The sequence below is a fragment of the Marinobacter sp. LQ44 genome (assembly GCF_001447155.2).
Taxonomy (GTDB): domain Bacteria; phylum Pseudomonadota; class Gammaproteobacteria; order Pseudomonadales; family Oleiphilaceae; genus Marinobacter.
This window is the reverse complement of record NZ_CP014754.1, coordinates 931,662-953,363: the sequence shown is the minus strand read 5'-3', so window position 1 is coordinate 953,363 and position 21,702 is coordinate 931,662. Positions and strand designations below refer to the sequence as shown.

The following is a 21,702-nucleotide window of genomic DNA, read 5'->3' as shown; positions in this document are numbered from 1 at the left end:
AGATGTTTGACGGGACAGCGTTGCCGGAACGATTACTGCAACCAGAGCTGCTGCTGGTTGTTGTACTGGCCGTTGCACTTGGTGCCGTCGCCTTATGGCACCAACGCACCCGTAAGCAAAGCAGGCAGCGGGAGCAGACACTGGCCCGGGCGAACGATGATGCCCAGCGCCGCCTGCGGTCGTCGATGTCTGACACCCGGGCCATGCTGGACCAGGGCTCAGCCGCCATCCTGGTGTTTGATCGCATCACACTTACCCTGTTGTTTGCCAACCGCCAGGCCCTTGATCTGTTTGGCTGTGATTCCGTCGAGGAGCTTTCAGACACCGTGCTTATGCGCCCGGATGCCTGGCAGCCCAGCCCCTACTCGCTGCTCGATTTTGAAAGCTGGATCAGCCAGCTCAAGGCCTCCGGGTTTCTGCGCCGGGAGTGGCTGTTCAGTACCGCTGCCCGTCAGAATATCTGGATGGACTGCTACATCAGCAATACCGTCTTCGAAGGCCGCCCGGCACGCACCCTCAGCGCCAACAACATTCACGCCTACAAAATGAACCAGGCAGCGGACAAACTCCGCAATAGCATTCTCACCGGCATCAACAGCAGTGCGCCCATGGAAAACCTGGCCGACAGCCTGTGCAAACTGGCCGAGATTCGCCTGCAAGACACCCGCTGCCTGATCACCCGGTACGACCAGCAACGGGACTCTCTCACACCGCTCGGCAAGGGGGGGTTGGCCAAAGACTTCCGGGAGCAGTTACCCGTGATACCCGCCCGTTACGGCGGCACCTCCATCGGTACCGCCGCCTACACCCGCCACCGAACCCTGTGTGAGTCGGTTGTGGACGACCACCGTTGGCAGGGTTACACCCGTGTGGTGGCAGATCTCGGCCTGCTGGCGTCCTGGTCTGAGCCCATTGTCAGCCAGCGGGACGAATTGCTGGGCGTTGTCACCGTATTCAGCCATCACCCCCGCAATCCGGATGAACAGCAACTGGAAGACCTGGCCTCCATTGTCTCGCTCACCGGCCTGGCCATTGAACGAAAACAGTGGCAAAAAGCGATGGAAGCGGCCGCCGCCAGCGAACGCTTTATCCGGCAGCTGGGGGTTGATCTGGTCAACCTGCCCAGTGGCGACGAGTTTGAACCAAAGCTCCGTTACCTGATGCACCGCATTGTCAGCCACTACGAACTCGGTGCCCTGGCATTATGGGAACGTTCCGGAGATGACGAAACCTTTGCCTGCCTGGCCACCATCCATCACAACACCCCAGACACCAGCCACGCTGATAACATCAGCGCCAACATTCAGCCCATTGCTGGAGGTGTGGTTGCCAACATGCTGGCAGACACCGCGGCAGAATACATCACCCCGCAGGATGCCATTTACGATCGCATCCGGTTAGGCGTGGAACCCAAGCCCATACTGCTCACAGCGCTGAATGATGAACAGGGTGAGGACAGCTTTATCGGCTTCCTTACGGTTCAGTCCCGCTACATGTACATCGCCCAGGCTACCATCGATCACCTGCAAGTGATTGGCTCCATGGTGCGCACCGTATTGTTGAACCGTCGCCTGGTGCATTCCCTGGCCAGCGACATGGAAAACGAACAGCGGGAGCGCAAGAAGCTGGAAGTGGAGCTGTCGGTGGCCCGCTCCATCCAGATGTCCATGGTGCCCGGGGCCGGGCATTTCCGGGAAACCTACCGCAACTGGACCATCGAAGCCTGGCTGCAACCGGCCCGGGCGGTGGGCGGAGACTTGTACGAGTTAATCCGCCTGCCCAGCGGCAAGCTGCTGATTGCCGTGGGTGATGTCTCAGACAAAGGCGCCCCGGCGGCGTTGTTCATGGCCAGAACCGTCAGCCTGCTCAACTACCTGGCCCGCTCGCTGGATGGTGATCTGGCCGCCATCGCCCGGGCCCTGAACAACGAACTGTGTCGCTCCAACGAAGCCTGCATGTTCGTGACCATGATCATGGGCGTGCTGGAGCTTGGCTCAGGTGAAATCCAATGGCTCAATGCCGGCCACAACGAGCCCATGTTTGTGGATGGCAAAACCAGCCCGAAACTGTGGCAAGGGAACCCTGCCGCGCCTTTCGGCGTGTATGAGGATGTGGACTACGACGTAGAGAATGCCAGCATCCGGCCAGACCAGAGTATTACCCTGTACAGTGATGGCGTAACCGAAGCGTTTGACAGGGAAGGGCAGGAGTTTGGTGAAGAGCGGTTACTGAACCTGGGCTACCGGGCGTTTAACCAGCCCGAGGGGCTGCTCGGCTACATGCGCGAACAGCTGCTATCCTTTGCCAGTGGTGCACCACAATCCGATGACATAACCTTACTGACAATACAACACCATGGCACTATCCATCCAGTCCACAGAGACGATAGCAAGCATCCTGCAAAAAGTTCGTGATCGCTACGGCGAACACTGCCTGGATAACGACAGGGTGAGTGACTGCTACACCATCATTGATGAATTTCATGCCAACATCAAAGAGCATGTCGCTACAAAAATTGACAGCTGTCAGTGGTTTCTTGAGGTAGTGTGTGATGATGGCAAGGTACAACTGGAATTTGAATACGCTGGCCCGGGGTTCGACCCAACGCAATCGAGCCCTCCTGGCGAACAGCCTGTGGAGGCCCGCCCCATCGGTGGTTTGGGGTTGGCCATCATGTCGCAACTGAGCGACGAGATGAACTATCGCTACGAGAATGGCACCAACAAGCTCACGGTAGCACTCGACACCACATTGCCCAGGGAAGACAACCCATGCCTTTGACCATTATCGAGCAGTACACCTCGGATGAGGCGTTGAGCTTTGAGCTTCAAGGCTCACTGGACAGCGACACCGCACCGCAGCTGGACGAACGCCTGGCGGAAGCCATTACCCCAACCACCCGGCTGGTGGCCTTCAACATGGCCGGTGTCAGCTTTATCAGCTCCGCCGGTTTGCGGGTCATCTTCAAAACCCTGAAACTGATGAAAGCCCGAAAGGGGCAGGTAAGTGTCAGCCAGATGAGCAAAGGGGTGAAAAAAGTGTTCGAAATCGTCAAAATCATGCCCGACCTCACCGTGTTTGGTGATCAGGCTGAGATGGACGAGTACCTGGAAGCTATTCAACGGCGCGAAGAGTTGTAATACAAGGAGACGCTATGGCTATTGTTCTGGACGGAACAGTCGCAATCCAGAGAGACCAGAGTGGTGACGTCGCCAACGTGATCTGGTTCCTCTATGGCCTGCCGGCTTCCGGCGGTGCGCCCAATAATGCCGTATTCCTGAACGAATCCTTTGGCAAGGCCTCGCCGCAGATGGTTTCGTTCGAGCTGGATGGCGAAGAGTACGTGGTCTATGCCGACTGGCAGTCGTCTTCGGATGTGCATCAGGGCCATGAAATCAAAGCCTTCTACAAAACCTACGGCTACATCCTCATCTCCTGCCTGCGGGACGACGTGGCCTCAGACCAAGGTCTGATACGGCGGGAGTGGATTACTCCTGTAAAGTATTATGAGGATTATGTGACAATGGTCAGCGAATTAGCCAAAGTAGGCTAATATACTAAGCTGATAATACAGAAAGGACGTATGTATTTATTGAAAGAATCAACGCAACTCAAATGGTCAGTTTGAGACAGTGGAGAACATCATGCGCCAGGAATACCAGAACGCCTATCTAAACGCCGTCCGAGCCATGGCAGAGAGCGGAATGACCGTACAGCTACTCAGTGGTCGTGAACTCAGGGCACGCTCTGGTGAAGCCGAGGCGCAAACGTCTGAACGTTACATGACCCAGGAATTCAGCCGCCAGGTAGCCGCGGTATGCCACGGCTCCCTGGCCTTGTCAGATATCAGCGCAGAGCAATTGATCAAACGCGATCAGGGCGAAACCAAAACCGCCACCACCAGCCAACGCGCCAAAACCACCTCGTAAACCAAATTGGGGTCAGACCCCCGGACATTTCACCTCATCAAATGTCCTGGGGTCTGACCCCAAAAGTTTATTCCCGATTATCCGCCGTACACTCAGCCGCACCCGGATTGCTTGAGCAGCGAATGTTCGCCATCAGTTTAAGCATGCGCGGGTCGTAGACAGATGGGGCACGGTTTACGCCATCCCGCATCTCCAGGCGGTTCTCCCGGAACATTTCCTGATAACCCACAATGTCCTGATCGGGGATCTTGATCCATTTTTCATCCGGAATGGCCGCTTCCTGGCTTTTGATCAGGTTCATCACCTGCGGGTACATGTCCCAGGCCGCTTCCCGGGCCTTCTGGGCGGTGTCGCCATCTACCACGCCCTCACGGGCAATCAGTTGTACCGTCAACTGCGCCAGCGGATAGTCCACCACGCCGCCATCTGGCTCAATACCTTTGTACAGTTCCAGTGCTTCATAGGCGAAGGCCGGCGCGTAGGCGGTGTCTACGGAGCCGTTGTTGAACTTACCGGCAAAATTGGTGATGTCGGATGGCACCACGGTGGCCTTCACGTAGTTCACCATGTGGATGGCGTCTTTCTGGTAGTCCAGGGTGGCCATCCGCTTGCCCGCCAGGGCGCCAGCGGTGTTGATGGAGCGGTCATTCACAAACAGGTAACCGGCACCCACCGGGAAAATACCCAGCACCTCGTAGCCGTCGCTCTTCATCAAATCTGCTGCCCGGGGCTGAGCCAGGGTAGCCAGCAGGGTTTCCAGGTTGTCGTAGGTGGGCAGGGCACCCACGGCACTGATCGAGCCGGTAAACTTGTTGAACGGCCGGGTTCGCAGGTCTGTGGCGGCCACCGCATCACACTGGCCGGCGTTGAAATCGCCCACCGCCACGCCTTCATCGGTATAGGGCTTCAGTTGCAGGTTAACCCCCAGAGAACGCATCTCCAGGGCATAATCCTTCATCACGTTGAACACATCGCCGTTGGCACCGATGACATCGAACACGCAAACAGACATGGTGTTGGCCGAGGCCAGCGGGGCGGCACAAGTGAGTGCCAGGGCTCCGATAAACTTACGCATGGTTATTACTCCCGTCAGACATTGTCTTTGTTTTCAGTCAGGGGCGACCTTATAGGAGGTCGTCCAGATCCATTGTTTGGGTTGACCGGTTGGACGATACCGGCGATAGGCTACCAAATGAGTTGGACGGTGTTCGGTAGCCATAGTTGGCAGCCCAGTGCTTATCCGAAGAATGCAGCAACACCCGGTGCGCGACGCTGTCCAGCAACTGGTAGGCTGAAGACACCTCCATATCCGATTCCGCATCGGCGGCTGCCCGGATGGCTTCTTCCAGCACATCCGGCCGGCCAAAGGTTTCCGCTGCCACCACTTCCAATGCACTGGCTACCCGGAAGCCGCGATCAAAGCCCAGCTCCCGACTGTGTTCCAGTACCTGCCATGGGTCTGGGGACATCGGTGGGCGGGTATCCGGCAGCAACAGCCAAACGAGGGCCCGCACCGCATTGGGCACGCCGCCCCACTTGTCATTCTCGACACAGCGCACGGCCCGCTCGGCTTGTGGGGCAATGTTGCGCGGAATGCCCGCCATGGCGCCGGAGTTGGCATCGTTCACGATGGCTTGCAGCCCGGTGACCAGGCCCATCAGGAAGGTCAGTTCATCCTGATCATCAAACAGGAACGGGCACTCCAGGGGCTCGGCACCCGGGTCAAACTTATAGGCCGCCATGGCACGTTCAAACGCCAGCAGGCGGCGGTGGGCAATTTCCGCGTTCAGCCGCTTGACCCGCTCCCGGGCATCCCGCGCTTCGTTCACATTGCCCTCGTGGTTAGCGCGAAGGTACGTGATCTCCGCCTCCATGGCGTTGTATTCAGAACAGTTCGCCGCCAGCAGCATCAGCAAAGAGCCGGTGGTGTCGGGTGGGGAAGTCACGCGGGAGAAGGAATACACCAGCGGGTCCAGTGACAACCCCAGTGCACAGGCCATCTCCGGGTCTTTCATTTCCAGCACATAGGGAGTGGCTTCGCCCTCCGCGTAATTGGAGAGCACAATGCCCGTGGTGGTGTATACCGGGTTGGCCGAGCAGCCGGCCAGGGTAAGGGCGGCGCCGGCAAGCAGAACCGTTTTGCCAGCGGAGAATGCACCCAGCGCCTGGGCGCTACGTTCACGTAAGCGATGGATCAAGGCCTTTGTCATGGGCTGCCTCTTGTTGTAATTGTTGGATGTGTTGGTCTGTTATCGGTTTTCTTACATTAAACTAATCGAATGGACTAATTCATGCTTAATTCATTTTGGCAAATTATGGACAAGTCCCGGGGCAAGATCAACGGCCTCGAAGGCGCTGTGTTCCTCGTTGGTGGCCGTCAGCAACCGGCTGGGGGTGTAGCCCTGCACGAACTCCACCGCATCTGAAGCACTCAGGGGCGGGCACAGCCAGTAGCCCTGGCCGTAATCGCAACCCAGGGTGCGCAGCGTCTTCCATTGGTCCCGGCATTCGATACCTTCCGCCGTTACCGTCAGCCCTGCGGCCTTGGCCTGCTCAATCATCTGGCCCACATGGCGAATGCCGGCAACCGTGTCGAGTTTGGCGGTATCTTCCCGGTCGATCTTCAGTTCCGCCACCGGCAACGTGTCCAGGCGTTCGTGGTTGTTGAAGCCGGTGCAGAAATCATCCAGCGATACCTGAATACCGTGGCCTGAGAGCGCTTCCAGGGTTTGTGCCGCTGCCAACGGGTTATGGAAAGGCGCGGTTTCGGTCAGCTCGAACATCAGCTTGGGCCGGGGTGATTCGGCCAGCAGCCAGGTAACCGAGCGCAGGAAGTCTTCATCCTGAACGCTCATGGCAGAGACATTCACCGAAATAGGGAAAGGGCTCCAGCAAAGGCGGGTAAGGGCAGACCAGGAACGCCAGGTTCGAAGCGTTCGCTCCAGAACGTGAAGGTCCAGCATCGGGGCCAGCCCATGCTGCTCCGCCAGGGGCACAAACTGATCCGGCGCCTGCCGGCCAGACACCACCTCTGGCCACCGCACCAGCACCTCAATACCGCCCAGCTTGCCATGGCTGAACGCCACCTTGGGCTGAAATACCAGGTCAAACCCCACAGACCGGATGACATCCCGAATCCGTGTTGCAGAATCAATCTTACCGAGCTCAGAAACCGCGCATTCCGGCATGACACACCTTCTTGTTATCGAATGAGGTTGCGTATTCTGACTATACAGGTGCAGAACAGGCCAGGGTTATGGCGTAAATGGCACACGACAGTGGGCGGCTTGGCCAATCGCTCGACTGAAATAGAAACCGCTGACGTTATTCCATAAAAATCCACAGAAAAGGATGAAAAACGCAAAAGCATCGTATAGCATAACAAATGCGAACTAAAGCGGGGTTTCCGGCCCCAATCGTAGTCCTCCTCCGAACGCTTTGGTTCGCTCAGTCTCGGAACGCTGCAAAGCTGTACTCCGTAAAGCGTGTTGCCGACCTGACCGAGACTGAAGTCGCTTGTTCTGTTTGCCCGCCACTGCCGCGGGCTTTTTTTTGGTTTAAGGGTCAGTCCCCCTCCTGGAACAAACCCCTTGGCTCCCACACCGCTTGGAAATACACCCCATTTAGTTCAAGATTGCCAATCAACAACCGACATTGCTAACAGTATGAAACTCAAGCACCTGACCTTGGAAAACTTCCGTGCCTGTGATCATCTCGATCTCGAGATAGGCAGTCGCCTCACTGTATTATTGGGCAACAACGGAAGCGGTAAAACCTCGGTGCTGGACGGCATCGCCATCGGCTTGGGGGCGGTCTTAACGCACTTGCCCTCAGTTTCCGGAATCACGTTCAAGGAAAATGGCGACATACGCCAATTCAACAACGTGGCAGCCCCATACGTACGTGTGGCACTAACAACCGCCGAAGGGTTAACCTGGGACCGAATAAAACGTCGAGATAAAAGCAAAGCGACCGCAAAGGCGACGCCTTCCCCCTTAGGGCTAAAGAGTCTCGAAGCGTATCTCGATGAGGCGGTCATAGATAAGATGAACGCAGGTGAGCAATATCAGCTCCCTATGATGGCCTATTACGGTGTTAGCCGCGCCGTCTTGCAGGTACCTCTCAGGCGCAAGGGTTTCCCCAAGTCGCATACCCGTTTAGAGGCACTAAAACAGGCGCTTGAAGCTCAAAGCAGCTTCAAGTCAGCTTTCATCTGGTTCTACAACAAAGAAAACGAAGAGAACCGGCTGCAGCGGGAGAAGCGCAGTTTTGATGTAACCCTGAAAGAACTCGATGCGGTCAGAACCGCAATAGGCTCTGTTTTTCCGGACATTAGTCACCCTCACATCCAAGTAAACCCGCTTAGGCTGGCAGTGACCATCAACGGTGAAACGCTGGATCTGATGCAGCTCAGCGATGGTTACAAAACCCTGCTGGGACTGGTGATTGATCTCAGTATGCGAATGGGGCTGGCCAATCCGCATCTGGATAACCCGCTAACCGCGGAAGCCATCGTGATGATCGATGAAGTAGATCTTCACCTTCATCCGTCCTGGCAGCAAAGGGTCTTGGCCGACTTGTTGAGAACTTTCCCCAATACTCAGTTCATCATGACCACTCACAGCCCGTTCGTAGTGGAAACCCTGAACAACCATCTAAAGCGGCATAAACTTGGGCCAGACTCCACCGGCGATAAAGACATTGACGGCCTGCTTCCGCTCTCATTGAGCGATGTGCGGGCCTACCGCATGGAAAATAGTGAAAAATACCCGCTGATTGATGACGAAACAGGGTTGGTGGATAACACTCTGTTGCCACATTTCAACCAGATAAATAGGTTGTATGACAGAATGCGAGACTTGGAGTGGAATCAAAAGGATGATTGATACCAGCCCCTACCAGCATTGCGAATGCATGCGCATGGGCAACCAGTTTGCGGTTTGCAAATCAGAGCTCAGTCTTGAAGAAAAGGGCAAGAAAGTGACGCTAACCCCCAGGCGCGGCGAAGAGGCCAAAGCCATCGTGCTTGATGGGTGTGTGCTCACCGACAACAACATGAAATGTGATGCACTGTACCTGTTCAGTGGCAGCGGAAAGAAAGTCGCTGCGCTGGTGGAGCTCAAAGGTGCCGGCGACATCCGCCATGCTTTTGAGCAACTCGCATATACCCGAAAACGTCGACCAGAATATCAGTTGTTGAAGGCAGCTTTGGAAAAATCCGCGCCAGGCCGTCTCCTCGAGAAAGCATTTATCGTAACCAATGGCATGCTACCAAAGCCGGAAATAGAAAAACTAGAAAACGCCCACGGCATCAGAGTAAGCGCAGTATTGCAATCAGAACCCAGCAACAAAATTCCTGACCTGCGCGACTGGTTCTAAGGTGTCTGCCAAGGGTCTGCCAAGGGTCTGTCCCCGAACGGGGACTGACCCCCATTTGCCCGTCCTTGCCCCCCAAACTAGAGCCCATGGCTCCAAAAAGGGTCAGTCCCCGTTCGGGGACAGACCCCATGGCTCCAAAAAGGGTCAGTCCCCATTCGGGGACAGACCCCTAGGGCAAACACTTGTCCAAAATGTGACCAAGTTACTTGCATTCCGGAATATTTCACAAACTTTAACCCCCAAATCTGTCCGCAAAATACTCAGTCAGCCTGTTTGTCACTTGCGTGTAATCCAGAATCCCTTAGAATCGTCACACTTCTGAAACGCACCATAAACAACCTGACAAGGATCGCGTTAGGAACTCTCCTCCCGCTTATTTCGTTATATCCTTGTCTCAAGAAAACAAAATCCTATGACCTCAAAACACTGGGCCCTGGTCGGTGGGGCGGTAGCGTGCCTGAGCAGCTTTTCCATTGCGGCGGCCCCCTGGCTGGAACCTGGCGACCCCCGGGCCCGTTTTGCCGTTCAGAAACTCGCAGACCGTGGCCACCTGGACCGCTCCGTAACCACCTGGCCCATCAGCTGGGCAGCACTGGAAAACGGCACCCAAACCAGCACCAGCGCCGACCTGTCATCCGTCGGCATGGCCAGCGCCTATTTGAGGTTTGAGCAGGAACAACAAGCCCAGCCGGGGTTCCGGGCAGAATTCAACGTAAACGCCCAGTCAGACATCCCGGCTTTCACCGGATTTCAGAACAACGCCCTGGCCAAAGCCGGTACCTCCTTCAATCTGCAGTGGCAAGGCAACGCCTGGGCCGCAGGCCTCAAACCCGCCTACGCTCATGATCCGGACGACGACGAAGAATTCCGCCTGGACGGCAGCTACCTGGCCGCCACCGCAAGCAACTGGGTGTTCGGCGCCGGTGCCATCGACCGCTGGTGGGGGCCGGGTTGGCAATCCAGCCTGATTCTCTCAAACAACGCCCGGCCAGTACCCTCAGTTTGGGTTACCAGGAACGACCCCGCCGCCTTCGAAACACCCTGGCTAAGCTGGCTCGGCCCATGGAACGCCACCCTGCTAACCGGCCAGTTTGAAAAAGACCGCGCGGTACCTGAGGCCAAACTCATCGGCATGCGCTTCAGCTTCCGCCCCGTAAACGGCCTGGACATCGGCTTGTCCCGCGCCATTATCTTCGGTGGGGAAGGGCGGCCAGAGGGCGCTTCCACCATCTGGAACGCACTGATCGGCCGCGACAATGGCCAGTTGGAAGAAGATGACCCCGGCGATCAGTTGGGCAGCATCGATATCCGCTACGGCTTCAGCATCGGCCAGCAAAGCATGGGCCTTTACATGGAGATGATGGGCGAAGACGAAGCCGGCGCCTTCCCCGGAAAGAAATCCTGGTTAATGGGTGCAGACTGGACCAGCCAGCTATTCAATGCCGATCAACAATGGTTCCTGGAATACGTAAACACCCTGGCCGACGACTTCATGGGCAGCGCCGTGCCAAACGTCGCTTTCGAACACAGCCGCTACCGCACCGGCTACCGCCACTACGGCCGTAACATGGCCACCAGCTTCGAAGGCGACGCCGTAGCCGTCACCCTGGGCGCCTACCACTTCCTGCCCAGCGGCAGCAACATCACCGCCAAAGCCAGCTACGCCGAACTCAATAAAGACGGCAGCACCAGGGTTGTCGCCCCTAACGACAAAGTGTTCTACACCGCCCCGGCAAACAGCCAGGACATAGCAATAATACAGCTAGGCTACGGCACCCAGGTACTCAACGGCTGGCTAGACCTGAACCTCCAGGCCACCGACAAAAAAGTCGAATACATCAGCGGCAAAAAAGACCAATTCGCCGCCTCAGCCAGCTGGACTTATCGGTTTTAGAGACTTTTAGCCACGGACGACGCGGACAAGCACGGACAAAAGATTCAAAAAGCGTTGTATTTCGTCCGTGTTCGTCCGCGTCGTCCGTGGCAAAAAAATAGTAACCTCCGAACCATCGGTTAAGAAGCAAGGCATAGCCACGGACGGCACGGACGAACACGGACGAAAAAATGTTACTTGAGGAAGAGCTGACTTATCGAATTCAGGGGTGTGTATTTGAAGTTAATAAACACCTTGGTCATGGGTTCCTGGAGAGCGTTTATCACAACGCGATGCTCCATGAATTGCGATCTGCAGGGTTGGCGGTTGAAACGGAAAAGCCAGTCTCCGTTCTGTACAAAGGTGAGTCAGTAGGCGAGCACCGCCTTGATCTCGTTGTAGAAAGTAAAGTAATTCTGGAGCTTAAAGCCCAATCCCGCTTGAACCTGGGTGCTGAAGCGCAGCTTCTGAACTACATGAAAGCCTCGCGCATCCCGCTTGGCATGCTGATAAATTTCACAGCTCCGAGAGCTACTATCAAGCGGCTCGTTCTTTAGAGCCAAGGGATTAGCCACGGACGACACGGACTCACACGGACATAAAAACAGTTCTAATCTTTTTGTCTTTTGTCTTTTGTCCGTGCTCGTCCGAGCCGTCCGTGGCAAAAAAACTCATTAGTCCCCCAAAATTCAATACCAGAACCGGAACACAAGCCCCGTGAACCTGAAAACCCTGTTTCTCCCTCTAGCGTTGCTATTCCCCCTGGCCACCCAAGCCCAATCCATCAGCCAGGCCCAGCTTGACCAGTTCAAGCAACTCCCAAGGGCCCAGCAGGAAGCCCTGGCCAGCCAATACGGCATAGACCTCAACAACATCACCGGCAGCCAACGCACCACCCAGCGCCCGGAACAGGTCAACGTAGTTGAGCCAGTCACCACCATCACTGATGAAGAACGTGATCGGGCTCGCGAGCAAAGCGAACAGGAAGACAAACAAACCACCAAAAACGGTGGCCTCAAGCCCTACGGCTACGAGCTCTTCGCTGGCAGCCCCACCACCTTTGCGCCGGTAACGGAAATCCCCGTACCCTCCGATTACACCCTGGGCCCGGGCGACGTGCTGCGCATACAAATGTGGGGCAACCAGAACCAGAACCTGGAACTGCCCATCAGCCGCGATGGCACCATCAGCTTCCCGGATTCCGGCCCGGTCACCGTGGCAGGCCTGAGCTTCGACGAAGCCCGCCAACAAATCCGCAAGCGGGTATCCGAACAGTACATCGGCGTAGAAGCCTCCATTACCCTGGGCGAACTGCGCAGCATGCGGGTGTTCGTTCTGGGTGAAGCCCGCAACCCCGGCTCCTACACCGTCAGCTCCCTGTCTACCATTACCAACGCCCTGTATGTCTCCGGCGGGGTAAAGCAGAACGGCTCCCTGCGTAACGTGCAACACAAACGCAACGGCAAACTCGTAGGCACCCTGGACCTGTACGACCTGCTCCTGAAAGGCGACAGCAGCGCAGACAACCGCCTGCAACCGGGCGATGTCATCTTCATCCCGCCCGTAGGCAAACGCGCCGGCATAGAAGGCGAGGTATACCGCCCGGCCCTGTACGAACTCAAAGGCGACAACACCCTGGCCGACCTGGTGCGCATGGCTGGCGGCCTCACCCCGCAGGCCTATCCCCAGCGCATTAACATCGAACGCACCAATCAGGACTTCCTGCGCATCATCGCAGAGGCAGACTACACCGCCCAGCAGGGCCAGAACGCCCGCGTGCAGGCCGGCGACCGTGTTCGCATACCGTCTATCTCAGACATCACCGGCCAATATGTGGAAGTGAAAGGCGCAGCCACCCGTGCTGGTAAATTCGCCTGGATGCCGGGTATGCGCGTGAGTTCCATAATCCGCAACCTGGATGCCGATCTGCTCCCGGTTGCAGACAAGCAATACGCCGCTGTGGTTCGTACCAACCCCAAAGACGACACCATTTCCGTGCTAAACCTCCGTCTCAGAGAAGCGGTGCGAAGCCCAGGCGGCGAGCACGACCTGGTACTGGAAGAGCGAGACCGCCTGTTCCTGTTTTCAGATGCAGGCAAAGTAGATCTGCAGCAGAAACCAGAAAATGAGCGCGAGAACGGGGCTTTAGCTACCGCTGAGAAAGGCGTGTCAGAACAGGGCCCGGAGACCTTCACCCGGGAACGCCTGTTCGCACCGGTTATCCAGCGCCTGAAAGCCCAGGCCCGGCCCGGCAGCCCCGAACAAACCGTCCGCATCAGCGGCCCCGTGCGCTACCCCGGCGAATACCCCATGCCCGCCACCCGCAGCCTGGCGGATGCCGTATTTGTGGCCGGCGGCCTGAAAGACTCCGCCTCTCTATATCAAGCCGAAGTGGCCCGTTACACCACCGATGACGATGGCATCGGCCAGACCAATATTCTCAACGTGAACCTGGCAGACGCCATGGCTGGCAACGCAGACCTCAGCCTGCAAAGCCGCGACACCATCCTGATCAAATCCATCCCAGACTTCGCCAAAACCCGCACCATCACCCTGGCTGGTGAAGTGCGCTACCCCGGCGAATACACCTTCCGCGATGGCGAAACCCTGAAAGACGTGCTGCAAAGGGCAGGGGGCGTAACTAGCAACGCCTTCCCCCGCGGCGCCGTATTCACCCGTGAAAAACTCCGCCAACTGGAAGCCCAGCGCCTGCGCGAAGCCGAAGAACGCCTGCAAGGTGACTTGCTTGGCGTACAGCTGCAAGGCGACAGCTTCGGCGGCCAGAATGCGGAGCGGGTACAGCAAGTACAAGACCTTCTGGAAGAAGTACAAAACAGCCGCCCAATCGGCCGAATGGTCATAGACCTGGCTGCAGTCCTGGAAAACGAAAACTACCAGGCCATTCGCCTGCAAGATGGTGACCAGCTAACCATACCCACCATCCCGCAGTCCGTCTCCGTATTCGGCGAAGTACAATTCCCCACCAGCCACCTGCACCAGACAGGCCTGACCGTGGATGACTATTTAGAACGCTCCGGGGGCCCAACCCGCCAGGCAGACGAAAGCCGAGTCTACGTAGTAAAAGCCGACGGCTCCGTAACGCTCCCCCAACGCAGCCGCTGGTTCGGCGGAAGAAGCCAACAACTCGAACCCGGCGACACCATCATCATGCCGATCGACGTAGACCGCCTGAACCAACTCGAACTCTGGACCAACGTAAGCCAGATCGTCTACCAAATGGCCCTGGGCGCCGCCGCAGTAGGCAACCTGTAAAGCCGCCAAGATCGACGGCCAAGGGTCTGACCCCGAACGGGGTCTGACCCACCAGGCACCCCATCAGACAAAGGCACAAGCAACGCGGCCGAACAAACACGCGGCCAGGGTCTGACCCCACGAGGTCTGACCCACCAGGCACCCAAGCTAAACCAAGGAACATTATCCGTGGCCGAACAAACCACAACACATTACCCAGACGACGAAATAGACCTAAGAGAACTCTTCGCCACCCTATGGCGAGGCAAATGGCTAATCATCGCCTGTACCATCATCTCCGCCGCAATCGGTGTGGCCTACGCTCTATACAAACCCAACATCTACCAAGCCAGCGTTCTCCTGGCTCCTGCCCAAGACGACAGCAAAGCCAGCGGCCTACCGGGCCAACTCGGCGGCCTGGCCAGCCTCGCCGGCATTAACATAGGCGGCGGAAGCTCCAACAAAACCGTTATCGCAAAAGAGACCCTGCAATCCCGGGCCTTCCTTACTGACTTCATCCATCGCCATAACCTGAGTGTGCCGTTAATGGCATCGAAAAGCTGGAGCATGAGCGCGCGGGAATGGGTGATAGACCCATCAATCTACAACCAACAAACCGGCGAGTGGCAACAAGACAAAGCCGGTAAATCCCTTAAACCAACAAACTGGGATATGGTAAAGCGCTTCCGGGAGCTGCTGAGCGTGAGAGATAACAAAGACACCGGTTTGGTGACGGTTACCATCGCCAGTGAGTCCCCCGTCGCGGCGAAACAGTGGCTGGAGTTATTGATCAAAGACATCAATGAACATATGCGCCAGCAGGATGTACGTGAGGCAGAGGCCAGCATTGCCTATCTGGAGGGTAAGCTCCGTGAAACCAACATTTCCGGCATGCAGCAGGTGTTCTATCAACTGATCGAAAACGAGACCCGAACCGTGATGCTGGCTAATGCCCAGCGCGAATACGTGTTTAAAACAGTGGACCCCGCCGTCATTCCCCAGGAAAAAAGCGAACCGAAACGGGCGCTGATCGTCATACTTGCTGTTATGTTAGGTGGAATGCTGGGTGTACTAGGTGTTTTTGGAGGAGCGTTTGTCCAGAACAGCCGGAAGCCTAACAAGGCGTAACTGAAAAGTAGGGCGGGTTGGCGTAGACTTCGCGCCTATTTTTCGGTGTGCACGCTAAATCTCACAAGGCCGTCAAAGCCTGAAGCACAAGACACGGCCTGTGGGGCGGTAGCGTGCCTGACAAACATGACAAAGAACTCGGAACCACCTGATGAGCGCCACGCAAAACCAACGGTACGACGATGAGATCAGCCTGATTGACCTTGCTGCCACTTTCGTTAAACGCCGTCGAATCTTCTATGCGGTCTTCCTCGCATGCATCTTGGCAGGCATTGCTTACGCCTTTGTGACAGAAGACACGTATCAATACACCAGCCTGATTCAGATCGCGGAGAAAGGGTCAGAAAAATTCCTGGAACCACCGGCAACCACCATTGCGACCTTGGAGAGCCGCTGGCTGCCAGAACAGGAAGTCCTTTACCAATCAGAGAACGGCGAGAAACTGCCATTCTCTACAAGCTTTGCGAACCCTGAAAACACTGGGTTGATCAGGTTAATCTCTGAATCACCGTACAAATACGCTGAGGGCGTGAAAACGGTTCACCAATATCTTATTGAGCAGGTTCAGCAGCGGCACAACGCACTTCTCGAGCGTGAGAAGAGAAGCCTGGAAAGCCGTATGCGGTCAATCGATCAATCAATCGATGTGCTTAAAAGTGGCCAGGATTCCGGCCAGGTGCTGGCTGAGGCGTTTGACAGAAAAACCAGGCTTGAAAGTGACCTGGAGGCTTTGAAGGCAGCCGAAACATTGGTTCTTGCAAGGCAGGGCACTGAGAAAACCGGGCCGGCGAGAAAACTGATTGTAGTACTTGCTGCGCTTTTGGGGCTAATGGGTGGCGTTTTCGTGGCCTTCATTGCTGAATTTATAAGTGCGGTTAGGTCAGCAATGAACGAAGAGTCAGAATAGATATTGTTGAACATATTGTAGTGGTCCCAGGTTTCTCAATCATAAATTCATAGAATCAGTATCTGGATACAAGCATGGCGTCAGTTCTAAGTCTGATCGGAAGGGATAGGGAACTCTTCATAAAAGACGTTGAGGCCCAAGAGGCTCAACTAGGTGAAATCATCCGATCCTCGCGTTTTCTGGTCCTTGGCGGGGCGGGATCAATCGGTCAGGCAGTAACCAAAGAAATATTCAAGCGTAATCCAGCCAAGCTACACGTAGTGGACATCAGCGAAAACAACCTGGTGGAATTGGTGCGTGATATCCGCAGTAGCTTCGGATACATCCCCGGAGATTTCCGCACTTTTGCACTGGACATTGGTTCGATTGAATACGATGCCTTCTTTAAAGCAGATGGCGGCTACGATTACATTCTGAACCTCTCTGCCCTCAAACATGTGCGCAGTGAAAAAGACCCGTACACACTCATGCGTATGGTGGATGTGAATGTCTTCAACACCGACAAAACGCTACAACAGGCGATTGACGCTGGCGCCAGGAAATACTTCTGTGTGTCCACCGATAAGGCGGCAAACCCGGTCAATATGATGGGCGCCTCCAAGCGCATCATGGAAATGTTCCTGATGCGAAGAAGCCTGCAGATGGACATTTCCACCGCACGCTTTGCCAACGTGGCTTTCTCTGATGGTTCCCTGCTGCATGGTTTTAACCAGCGCCTGGAAAAACGCCAGCCGATTGTGGCCCCGAATGATGTTCGCCGTTACTTCGTCACCCCAAAAGAGTCTGGCGAGCTGTGCCTGATGTCCTGTATTTTTGGTGACAATCGGGACATCTTCTTCCCGAAACTCAGTGAAGAACTTCACCTGATCTCGTTTGCTGACATTGCTGTGAAATACCTGGCGGAGAAGGGCTTAGAGCCGGTGCTGTGCAGTGATGAAGACGAAGCTCGGGAGCTGGCGAAAACACTCCCGGAACAAGGCAAGTGGCCATGCCTGTTCACCTCTAGTGACACCACTGGCGAAAAAGATTTTGAAGAATTCTTCACTGATAACGAAACGCTGGATATGGAGCGCTTTGAGAACCTGGGCATCATCAAAAATGAAGCCGACTTCGACGAGCAAATGCTGGCCGAGTTTGAAGGGCGGATTGCGGAAATGAAGCGGGAGATGGCCTGGAGCAAGCAGGACCTCGTGGACCTGTTCCATGGCATGATTCCAGATTTCGGCCATAAAGAAACCGGCAAATATCTCGACAGCAAAATGTGAGGCAGCTTTGAGCGACCAACTGATTCGGTTTGTCAGAGACTATTTCGGAACCAATGAATTTATTCCGCTCCATGCGCCGGTATTTCCTGGCCGTGAAAAGGAATATGTGGCCGACACCATCGAGTCTACCTTTGTATCCAGCGTAGGCGCTTATGTGGACCGGTTTGAGCAGGATATGGCCAGCTACACCGGTTCGCCCAAGGCGGTTGCCACAGTCAACGGAACGGCCGCCCTGCACATTGCGTTGAAGCTTGCGGGCGTAGAGGCGGGTGATCTGGTCATAACCCAACCACTTACCTTTGTGGCTACCTGCAATGCCATCGCCTACTGCAACGCCGAACCGGTGTTTATCGATGTAGACCGGGACACCTTAGGGTTGTCTGCAACAGCGATGGAAGCCTGGCTGGACGAGCATGCCATACTGGACTCAGAAGGCGTGTGCCGCACCCGCGCAGATCACAAAGTGATTCGGGCTTGCGTGCCCATGCATACTTTCGGACATCCTGCGGACCTGGACGGGCTGATGTCTGTCACTCGCCGCTGGAATATCGCGCTGGTAGAAGACGCCGCCGAATCGCTGGGGAGCTATTACAAGGGCAAACACACCGGCACCTTCGGCGCGCTGGGTACACTCAGCTTCAATGGCAATAAAATCATGACCACCGGTGGCGGGGGCATGATCCTGGCCGGTGAAGCGTTGGCCACTCGCGCCAAGCACCTGACCACCACCGCCAAGAAGCCACATCCGTTTGAGTACATTCACGACGAACTGGGCTACAACTACCGGTTACCCAACCTGAACGCTGCACTGGGCTGTGCTCAGCTGGAGCAGTTGGAAACCTTCATCGAGGCAAAGCGGGCATTAGCTGCCGCCTATGAAGGGTTCTTCGCAGGCACCGGCCTGGAGTTCGTGACGGAGCCTTCAGACTGCCGCTCGAACTATTGGTTAAACGCCGTTATCTGTGAGGACAAACTCCACAGAGATGAGCTGCTTGAAACCACCAATCAGCAAGGCGTGATGACGCGGCCCATCTGGGCGTTGATGAACCATCTGACTATGTACAAAGGCTGTTGTCGTGGCCATCTGCCCAATGCGGAGTGGCTGGAAGCCCGGGTGGTGAATTTGCCTAGCAGTGTTGTGAGCTAATGATGGTAATGAACCGGATAGGCATTTTCGGGACATCAGGCATGGCGAGAGAGGCCGGTGATATTGCATGGGCAATGGGTCTTGAACCTATTTATGTTGCCCGTGATGAGGCCGAATTGCGGGCCTGGTGTTCTTCGGCAAAGGTAATTCTGGAACAGGATGTTGATCAATACGCAGGCATGCCGTTTGTGATCGGAATTGGTGAAAACAACATCCGCAGAGCAGTTGCTGAACGCTTTAAAGATTCGCTTACGTTCACCAACCTGATTCATCCAAGCGCGACCTTTGGGTGTAGTCAGCGGGAAGTGCTTGAACATTGCAAAGGCACGATTGTTGCAGCCGGCGCTCGTTTCACCAGCGGTATCATTGTTGGGGATTTCTGCATCTTCAACCAGAACACCACGATTGCCCATGATTGCAGGGTGGAGAGTTATGTCCACGTGGCCCCGGGCGCTAATCTTTCTGGCAATGTCCATTTAAAGCAAGGCTGCTGGGTAGGCGCGGGTGCTGTGATCAATCAGGGCAGCAATACCGAAAAACGGGTGGTCGGCGAAAATACCACGGTGGGCTCCGGAGCAGTGGTCATTAACGATTGCGAAGCTCACGCCGTTTATGCAGGTGTCCCTGCAAAGAGGATTAAATGAATACGCTCATTATTGCTGAAGCCGGCGTTAACCATAACGGTGATATGGCGCTGGCCAAAGAACTGATTGCGGCCGCCGCCGCGGCCGGGGCAGACTTGGTAAAGTTTCAGACGTTCATAGCTGCAAATATTATCTCCCGAAACGCGCCCAAGGCCGAGTATCAGAAAGGCACCACAGACCCTCAGGAGTCTCAGCAGGAAATGGTTCGCAAGCTCGAGCTAACTCGGGAGAACCATCTGGAGCTGATCGCTGAATGCGAAAAGCAGGGAATCGGTTTTTTCTCCACCGCCTTTGATAAAGACAGCATCGATTTGCTTGAAGAGTTGGGGGGTGCTGATGTCGTTAAAGTACCTTCCGGCGAATTAACCAACCTCCCATATCTGCGCTACCTGACCCGCCACGGAAAGCACGTGCTGCTATCAACCGGCATGGCAAATCTGGGGGAGATCGAAGCCGCGATTAATGTGGTGGAACAGGTGGGAACCCCCAGAGATAAAATCACCGTTCTGCATTGCACCACTGAATACCCTACACCCATGGAAGATGTGAATCTTCGCGCTATGATCAATATCGGCAAGGCGTTCGGTGTATCCGTGGGTTACTCAGACCATACGCCGGGCATTGAAGTGCCGATCGCTGCGGTTGCTCTGGGTGCGACCGTGATCGAAAAACACTTCACTTTGGATCGCAGCCTGCCGGGGCCAGACCACCGGGCCAGCCTGGAACCGGATGAGTTGAAAGCCATGGTGCAGGGCATCCGTAATATTGAAAAGGCGCTGGGGGATGGCATCAAACGACCCAGCCCCAGCGAACTCAAGAACAAGCCTATTGCCCGCAAGTCGCTGGTGGCCGCTCGTCCCATCAAGGCAGGGGAGGCGTTCACTGAAGATAACCTGATAGCCAAGCGCCCGGGCACGGGCATTTCGCCCATGCAGTGGGATGACGTGATCGGCCGCACGGCGCCCCGTGATTTCAGTGAAGACGAGTTGATCGAACTATGACTCGTAAGATTTGTGTGGTTACTGGTACCAGAGCCGAGTTCGGGTTGTTGCGCTGGCTGATGGGCGAGATCCAAAGCCACCCGCAGCTGGAGCTCCAGGTGATTGCGACAGGCATGCATTTGTCCCCTGAGTTTGGTTCGACCTACCGTGAAATCGAAGAAGCGGGCTTTGCGATCGATGCTCGAGTGGAAATGCTTCTGAGTTCGGACACCAACACGGCGGTGACCAAATCCATGGGCTTGGGTGTGATTGGTTTTGCTGATGCCTACGAGCGCCTGGCGCCGGATATCGTAGTGGTGCTGGGGGACCGTTTCGAGATCTTCGCCGCGACGTCTGCTGCGATGATTTCGGGCTTGCCTGTTGCACATTTGCACGGGGGAGAGACAACAGAAGGGGCGTTTGATGAAGCCATTCGCCATTCCATCACCAAAATGTCTCACCTGCACTTTGTAGGAGCAGAGGAATATCGCCAACGCGTGATTCAGCTTGGAGAGCACCCGGACAGGGTGTTCAACTTTGGCGGCATGGGGATTGATGCCATCATACGCATCAAGCTGCTTAGCCGGGATGAGCTGGAGCGTTCGTTAGAACTGAGTCTTGGTGAAAAAAGCCTGCTGGTGACATTCCATCCGGTGACCCTGGAAGGCGGGGCCAGCTCGGCCGCCCAGATGGGTGAACTGCTGGCCGCCTTGGATGGCCTCGACGATACCACACTGATCTTTACCATGCCGAACGCCGACACCGGAGGCCGGGAGCTTAGTGCCATGGTTCGGGAGTTCGCCCAAGGGCACCCCAATGCGAAGGTGTATACGTCGCTTGGCCAGCTCCGTTACTTCTCCTGCCTGGCGCAGATAGATGGCGTGGTCGGTAACTCCTCCAGTGGCTTAGCAGAGGCGCCATCCTTCAAAATTGGCACCGTGAATATTGGCGATCGCCAGAAAGGCCGGCTGAAAGCGACCAGCGTGATCGATTGCGAGCCGAACCGCGAGGCTATTCAGGCAGCGCTGAAAACTCTCTACTCGGCCGAATTCCAGGCCAGCCTTGCTGCTGTTTCCAATCCCTACGGAAACGGCGGTGCCAGCGAAGCGATCGTCAAAGTACTTGCGGAATACCCACTGGAAAATATTCGCAAGAAGCAGTTTTACAATCTGTCAGCTAATGACTTTTCCTGACCTGC

20 protein-coding genes are annotated in these 21,702 nt (G+C 55.9%); 17 read left to right on the top strand and 3 right to left on the bottom strand.

Annotated features, from left to right (window positions below; all coding sequences use genetic code 11):
- Positions 1 to 2 precede the first annotated feature (2 nt).
- From ASQ50_RS04480 to ASQ50_RS04460, 5 genes are all read left to right on the top strand, one after another.
- Positions 3 to 2,414 carry a SpoIIE family protein phosphatase gene (locus ASQ50_RS04480; protein WP_058089939.1) on the top strand — a complete coding sequence of 804 codons (2,412 nt, stop codon included), beginning with the start codon at positions 3 to 5 and terminating at the stop codon, positions 2,412 to 2,414.
- Positions 2,356 to 2,781: an ATP-binding protein gene (locus ASQ50_RS04475; protein WP_076657144.1), complete on the top strand. Its 426-nt coding sequence runs from the start codon at positions 2,356 to 2,358 to the stop codon at positions 2,779 to 2,781. Before ASQ50_RS04480 ends, ASQ50_RS04475 begins: the two co-directional genes overlap by 59 nt.
- Positions 2,772 to 3,140: an STAS domain-containing protein gene (locus ASQ50_RS04470; protein WP_058089941.1), complete on the top strand. Its 369-nt coding sequence runs from the start codon at positions 2,772 to 2,774 to the stop codon at positions 3,138 to 3,140. The genes ASQ50_RS04475 and ASQ50_RS04470 overlap by 10 nt, the downstream gene beginning before the upstream one ends.
- Before the next feature lie 14 nt (positions 3,141 to 3,154).
- The gene (locus tag ASQ50_RS04465) at positions 3,155 to 3,553 is read left to right on the top strand and encodes a hypothetical protein (RefSeq protein ID WP_058089942.1); all 399 of its coding nucleotides are present in this window, start codon (positions 3,155 to 3,157) and stop codon (positions 3,551 to 3,553) included.
- A gap of 91 nt (positions 3,554 to 3,644) precedes the next feature.
- Complete coding sequence (locus ASQ50_RS04460) at positions 3,645 to 3,929, top strand: hypothetical protein (RefSeq protein WP_058089943.1); 285 nt, start codon at positions 3,645 to 3,647, stop codon at positions 3,927 to 3,929.
- A gap of 67 nt (positions 3,930 to 3,996) precedes the next feature.
- Here the strand turns inward: ASQ50_RS04460 and ASQ50_RS04455 are convergent, their stop codons facing one another.
- The 3 genes from ASQ50_RS04455 to ASQ50_RS04445 form a co-directional block, all read right to left on the bottom strand.
- On the bottom strand, positions 3,997 to 5,004 hold the full coding sequence (locus ASQ50_RS04455) for a putative solute-binding protein (RefSeq protein WP_058089944.1): 1,008 nt from the start codon (positions 5,002 to 5,004) through the stop codon (positions 3,997 to 3,999).
- A gap of 49 nt (positions 5,005 to 5,053) precedes the next feature.
- Complete coding sequence (locus tag ASQ50_RS04450; RefSeq protein WP_227513260.1) at positions 5,054 to 6,139, bottom strand: hypothetical protein; 1,086 nt, start codon at positions 6,137 to 6,139, stop codon at positions 5,054 to 5,056.
- A gap of 90 nt (positions 6,140 to 6,229) precedes the next feature.
- Positions 6,230 to 7,117 carry an EAL domain-containing protein gene (locus ASQ50_RS04445; protein WP_058089945.1) on the bottom strand — a complete coding sequence of 296 codons (888 nt, stop codon included), beginning with the start codon at positions 7,115 to 7,117 and terminating at the stop codon, positions 6,230 to 6,232.
- A 477-nt stretch (positions 7,118 to 7,594) separates the two neighbouring features.
- Here ASQ50_RS04445 and ASQ50_RS04440 point away from each other — a divergent pair, with 477 nt between their 5' ends.
- The 12 genes from ASQ50_RS04440 to neuC all read left to right on the top strand — a co-directional run bounded on the left by ASQ50_RS04440 (position 7,595) and on the right by neuC (position 21,697).
- A complete protein-coding gene (locus ASQ50_RS04440; protein ID WP_058089946.1) occupies positions 7,595 to 8,815 on the top strand; it encodes an AAA family ATPase in 1,221 nt (406 codons plus the stop codon).
- On the top strand, positions 8,808 to 9,308 hold the full coding sequence (locus ASQ50_RS04435) for a hypothetical protein (protein WP_197492722.1): 501 nt from the start codon (positions 8,808 to 8,810) through the stop codon (positions 9,306 to 9,308). The genes ASQ50_RS04440 and ASQ50_RS04435 overlap by 8 nt, the downstream gene beginning before the upstream one ends.
- A gap of 412 nt (positions 9,309 to 9,720) precedes the next feature.
- On the top strand, positions 9,721 to 11,202 hold the full coding sequence (locus ASQ50_RS04430; protein ID WP_058089947.1) for a capsule assembly Wzi family protein: 1,482 nt from the start codon (positions 9,721 to 9,723) through the stop codon (positions 11,200 to 11,202).
- Between the two features lie 170 nt (positions 11,203 to 11,372).
- Complete coding sequence (locus ASQ50_RS04425) at positions 11,373 to 11,738, top strand: GxxExxY protein (RefSeq protein WP_058089948.1); 366 nt, start codon at positions 11,373 to 11,375, stop codon at positions 11,736 to 11,738.
- 160 nt (positions 11,739 to 11,898) lie between these two features.
- Positions 11,899 to 14,454, top strand: a complete 2,556-nt coding sequence (locus ASQ50_RS04420) for an SLBB domain-containing protein (RefSeq protein WP_058089949.1) — start codon at positions 11,899 to 11,901, stop codon at positions 14,452 to 14,454.
- 168 nt (positions 14,455 to 14,622) lie between these two features.
- Positions 14,623 to 15,561, top strand: a complete 939-nt coding sequence (locus ASQ50_RS04415) for a Wzz/FepE/Etk N-terminal domain-containing protein (protein WP_058089950.1) — start codon at positions 14,623 to 14,625, stop codon at positions 15,559 to 15,561.
- Positions 15,562 to 15,712: 151 nt separating this feature from the next.
- Positions 15,713 to 16,468, top strand: a complete 756-nt coding sequence (locus ASQ50_RS04410) for a Wzz/FepE/Etk N-terminal domain-containing protein (RefSeq protein ID WP_058089951.1) — start codon at positions 15,713 to 15,715, stop codon at positions 16,466 to 16,468.
- Between the two features lie 74 nt (positions 16,469 to 16,542).
- Positions 16,543 to 17,733 (top strand): UDP-N-acetylglucosamine 4,6-dehydratase, encoded by a 1,191-nt coding sequence (locus tag ASQ50_RS04405; RefSeq protein WP_058089952.1) that lies wholly within the window; start codon positions 16,543 to 16,545, stop codon positions 17,731 to 17,733.
- Between the two features lie 7 nt (positions 17,734 to 17,740).
- Positions 17,741 to 18,880: a LegC family aminotransferase gene (locus tag ASQ50_RS04400; RefSeq protein ID WP_058089953.1), complete on the top strand. Its 1,140-nt coding sequence runs from the start codon at positions 17,741 to 17,743 to the stop codon at positions 18,878 to 18,880.
- Positions 18,880 to 19,524 (top strand): hypothetical protein, encoded by a 645-nt coding sequence (locus tag ASQ50_RS04395; protein ID WP_319823012.1) that lies wholly within the window; start codon positions 18,880 to 18,882, stop codon positions 19,522 to 19,524. Before ASQ50_RS04400 ends, ASQ50_RS04395 begins: the two co-directional genes overlap by 1 nt.
- Positions 19,521 to 20,525, top strand: coding sequence for an N-acetylneuraminate synthase (gene neuB, locus ASQ50_RS04390; RefSeq protein WP_058089954.1), 1,005 nt, complete (start codon positions 19,521 to 19,523; stop codon positions 20,523 to 20,525). Before ASQ50_RS04395 ends, neuB begins: the two co-directional genes overlap by 4 nt.
- Complete coding sequence (neuC, locus tag ASQ50_RS04385; RefSeq protein WP_058089955.1) at positions 20,522 to 21,697, top strand: UDP-N-acetylglucosamine 2-epimerase; 1,176 nt, start codon at positions 20,522 to 20,524, stop codon at positions 21,695 to 21,697. Before neuB ends, neuC begins: the two co-directional genes overlap by 4 nt.
- Positions 21,698 to 21,702 lie beyond the last annotated feature (5 nt).

Excerpts from the sequence above, each read along its gene's own strand:
- ASQ50_RS04395 (WP_319823012.1), top strand. The coding sequence starts at position 18,880 with ATGATGGTAATGAACCGGATAGGCATTTTCGGGACATCAGGCATGGCG.
- ASQ50_RS04410 (WP_058089951.1), top strand. The coding sequence starts at position 15,713 with ATGAGCGCCACGCAAAACCAACGGTACGACGATGAGATCAGCCTGATT.
- ASQ50_RS04470 (WP_058089941.1), top strand. The coding sequence starts at position 2,772 with ATGCCTTTGACCATTATCGAGCAGTACACCTCGGATGAGGCGTTGAGC.
- ASQ50_RS04445 (WP_058089945.1), bottom strand. The coding sequence starts at position 7,117 with ATGCCGGAATGCGCGGTTTCTGAGCTCGGTAAGATTGATTCTGCAACA.
- ASQ50_RS04465 (WP_058089942.1), top strand. The coding sequence starts at position 3,155 with ATGGCTATTGTTCTGGACGGAACAGTCGCAATCCAGAGAGACCAGAGT.
- ASQ50_RS04460 (WP_058089943.1), top strand. The coding sequence starts at position 3,645 with ATGCGCCAGGAATACCAGAACGCCTATCTAAACGCCGTCCGAGCCATG.
- ASQ50_RS04405 (WP_058089952.1), top strand. The coding sequence starts at position 16,543 with ATGGCGTCAGTTCTAAGTCTGATCGGAAGGGATAGGGAACTCTTCATA.
- ASQ50_RS04440 (WP_058089946.1), top strand. The coding sequence starts at position 7,595 with ATGAAACTCAAGCACCTGACCTTGGAAAACTTCCGTGCCTGTGATCAT.
- ASQ50_RS04450 (WP_227513260.1), bottom strand. The coding sequence starts at position 6,139 with ATGACAAAGGCCTTGATCCATCGCTTACGTGAACGTAGCGCCCAGGCG.
- ASQ50_RS04430 (WP_058089947.1), top strand. The coding sequence starts at position 9,721 with ATGACCTCAAAACACTGGGCCCTGGTCGGTGGGGCGGTAGCGTGCCTG.
- neuB (WP_058089954.1), top strand. The coding sequence starts at position 19,521 with ATGAATACGCTCATTATTGCTGAAGCCGGCGTTAACCATAACGGTGAT.
- ASQ50_RS04475 (WP_076657144.1), top strand. The coding sequence starts at position 2,356 with ATGGCACTATCCATCCAGTCCACAGAGACGATAGCAAGCATCCTGCAA.
- ASQ50_RS04435 (WP_197492722.1), top strand. The coding sequence starts at position 8,808 with ATGATTGATACCAGCCCCTACCAGCATTGCGAATGCATGCGCATGGGC.
- neuC (WP_058089955.1), top strand. The coding sequence starts at position 20,522 with ATGACTCGTAAGATTTGTGTGGTTACTGGTACCAGAGCCGAGTTCGGG.
- ASQ50_RS04425 (WP_058089948.1), top strand. The coding sequence starts at position 11,373 with ATGTTACTTGAGGAAGAGCTGACTTATCGAATTCAGGGGTGTGTATTT.
- ASQ50_RS04480 (WP_058089939.1), top strand. The coding sequence starts at position 3 with ATGTTTGACGGGACAGCGTTGCCGGAACGATTACTGCAACCAGAGCTG.
- ASQ50_RS04455 (WP_058089944.1), bottom strand. The coding sequence starts at position 5,004 with ATGCGTAAGTTTATCGGAGCCCTGGCACTCACTTGTGCCGCCCCGCTG.